Origin of the sequence: Acidithiobacillus sp., from assembly GCF_027322205.1 — a bacterium.
GTDB lineage: Bacteria > Pseudomonadota > Gammaproteobacteria > Acidithiobacillales > Acidithiobacillaceae > Acidithiobacillus.
On record NZ_DAHVHY010000133.1, the window covers coordinates 1 to 2,504 of the forward strand.

4 protein-coding genes and 1 tRNA gene are annotated in these 2,504 nt (G+C 58.2%); 1 reads left to right on the top strand and 4 read right to left on the bottom strand.

Translation table 11 applies throughout. From position 1 onward, the window contains the following. Positions 1 to 52: 52 nt before the first annotated feature. From M7F93_RS11705 to M7F93_RS11720, 4 genes are all read right to left on the bottom strand, one after another. The gene (locus M7F93_RS11705) at positions 53 to 241 is read right to left on the bottom strand and encodes a hypothetical protein (RefSeq protein WP_298173739.1); all 189 of its coding nucleotides are present in this window, start codon (positions 239 to 241) and stop codon (positions 53 to 55) included. Beyond that, on the bottom strand, positions 238 to 1,296 hold the full coding sequence (locus M7F93_RS11710) for a site-specific integrase (protein ID WP_298173742.1): 1,059 nt from the start codon (positions 1,294 to 1,296) through the stop codon (positions 238 to 240). The genes M7F93_RS11705 and M7F93_RS11710 overlap by 4 nt, the downstream gene beginning before the upstream one ends. 101 nt (positions 1,297 to 1,397) lie before the next feature. Continuing rightward, positions 1,398 to 1,474 (bottom strand) — tRNA-Arg (locus M7F93_RS11715). A 10-nt stretch (positions 1,475 to 1,484) separates the two neighbouring features. Next, on the bottom strand, positions 1,485 to 2,144 hold the full coding sequence (locus M7F93_RS11720; protein WP_298173745.1) for an RlmE family RNA methyltransferase: 660 nt from the start codon (positions 2,142 to 2,144) through the stop codon (positions 1,485 to 1,487). A 90-nt stretch (positions 2,145 to 2,234) separates the two neighbouring features. On the opposite strand from M7F93_RS11720, the gene yhbY reads away from it, so the two are divergent. Then, positions 2,235 to 2,504, top strand: a 270-nt coding sequence (yhbY, locus tag M7F93_RS11725; protein ID WP_298173747.1) for a ribosome assembly RNA-binding protein YhbY, incomplete at its 3' end; no start/stop codon positions are given.

Here is a 2,504-nt window from a genome sequence, read left to right on the forward strand (position 1 = left end):
AACGGCGGTGCCGATAGCCGCCAGTATGGTGACACCGATTAACCCCATGATGTTACCGCTCATCTTCTTCCCCCTGGAGCGCCCAAAATGCGCCCGATTCCAACCAAAGAAACAGAAAAAGGGACCATGCGAATATGCCCCAATGGCTTGCCGCCATGGCCTGATAACCAAAATATCCCAGCTCCGCCAGTGCAACAGCCTGAAGCGTTGTTGCTAAATGTGTTCTTTGATCCGCATTCATCCCAGCAACTTCGCCAAGTCTTCCGCCCGCAAATGAGTATAGCGCTTCAACATCTGCAATGTCTTGTGGCCGGTGATGGCGGCCACCTGCATCGGGTTCAAGCCCTTCTCGAACAGGCGACTGGTGGCCTCATGGCGCAGGTCATGGAAACGTAGGTCCTCAATGCCCGCACGCTTGCAGGCGCGCACAAAGGCCAGGTGAATGGCCTCGTAAGTTGTACCAAATACGCGACCATCTATGGAGCGGGGCAATCCTTTCAGCACTTCTACGGCAATGCTGGATAACGGGACCGTGCGTTCTTCCTCGTTTTTTGTATGGGGCAACAGGGCAGTGCGCTTACCGAGATCCACATTCCCCCAGAGCAGGCCCGTGGTCATTTGCGGGCGAACACCGGTTTGCGGGTCCGCAGTCCCAAAAGTTTCCAGCATTTCACCCGCCCGCATGGCGGTTTCCATGGCGAATCGCACTATCGGAAATAACCAGTGGTTGCGGGCATCATTGCAGACTTCCAGGAGTCTGGCTTCTTCATCGCCGATCAGGCGCCGGTCTCTCGGCTTGGATGGCGCAGGCATTCTCACATTCAGCACGGGGTTCCCCGCCGGGAGAGCAATGCCCCATTCCATCATGCCTTGTTTGATGGCACGAGAGAGGAGGGCCAGATCGTGGCGTACCGTCTGGGTTTTCAAACCTATGGACAATCGGGCATCCCGGTATTCTGCAACATCCTTGGCGGATAGTGCAGACAGGGACTTCTTCCCCAAGCCAGCCTGGAGTGCCCGAATATAGGACATCACCTTGCCTGCATCCCCGCGCTTGGTGGGCAGTATCTCGCGGGCGTAGCGGTCCAGCAGGTCGTTGACCGTGGTACGCTCCGCTTCGCCCCGGTCTTGCCAGATGCCCCGGTCCATCTCGGTTTCGATCTGCCGCGCCCAGGCTTGGGCTTGCGCCTTTTTGTCAAAGGTTTTGACTTGCAGTGGGTACCCTTTCTTGCGTACCCGCACCTGCCAGCCAATGATGAAGTTGTCCCGGTCCTTTCTTGCGGTAATGCTGGCCATGATTCGCTCCGTGTGATCCCCCTGACTAGGTTTAGTGGAGCAAAAATGGAGCAAAAAACAATATGGAACACAGCACATTGTCGTAATTACTTGTTTTATTATGGTGCGCAGTACTGGAGTCGAACCAGTGACCTTCGGCTTCGGAGGCCGACGCTCTATCCATCTGAGCTAACTGCGCGTGGGCCAGATTATAGGGAACCCGCACCGCCATTGTCCAACCTTTCCTGCGCAACGCTCTGAAAGTCCAGCGCCAGCCAGTACTGCTCAGTAGAACGCGCGCGCGAGGCCTCTGGCTTGCGTACCACGATCTTCTTGAAATCCTGCCGTAGCGCCCGGCGCAAATCCTCCGCGCCGGATCCCATAAACACCTTGATCAGCAGCGAACCACCCGGCACCAGCCAGCGCTGGGCCATATCCAGCGCCAGCTCCGCAAGATCCATGGCACGCGCCTGATCGACGCTGGCAATACCGGACATATTGGGGGCCATGTCGCTCATAATCAGATCAGCGCCACCCGGCAGGGCATCCCGGCAGGCGGCCAGCACCGCGTCTTCATAGACGTCACCGCAGATCACCATGGCGTCCGCCACCGGGTCCATAGGCAAACGATCCACCGCCACCAGTCGCCCTTTCTTGCCGATGAGCGGTGCCGCCACCTGCGTCCAGCCACCCGGCGCTGCGCCCACATCCAACACCCGCATGCCCGGACGGATCAGGTGATCCTTCTGTTGAATCTCCAGCAATTTGTAACTCGCGCGCGAGCGATACCCCTCTTTCATCGCGCGCTGCACGAATGGATCCTTAAAATGTTCCTTCAGCCACTTCTCACTGGATTTACTTCTGGCCACAACACACCCCCGGGCTTTGACCCCCGCCCTCCGCAAACGTACACTCTGCCGCTACACCATAGCGGCCCAATCAGACTGAACGAGGATACCATGCTGGACGCCAAACACAGACAAACCCTGCGTGGACAAGCGCACGCCCTCAAACCCGTCGTCATGATCGGCGCCCACGGCGTCACCGACGGCGTCCTCGCCGAACTGGAAGTCGCCATCCATGCCCACGAACTCATCAAGATACGTTTACCCCAGGTACCCCACGACGAGCGGGATGACATGGTAGAGACTTTGTCCGTCGCCAGTCATGCCGACATTGTCGGTCGCATCGGGCGCGTACTCATTCTCTACCGTCCCCACCCGGCCGTT

Bases quoted from the DNA above. Each gene is read 5' to 3' on its own strand.
- M7F93_RS11710 (WP_298173742.1), bottom strand. From the start codon at position 1,296: ATGGCCAGCATTACCGCAAGAAAGGACCGGGACAACTTCATCATTGGC.
- M7F93_RS11705 (WP_298173739.1), bottom strand. From the start codon at position 241: ATGAATGCGGATCAAAGAACACATTTAGCAACAACGCTTCAGGCTGTT.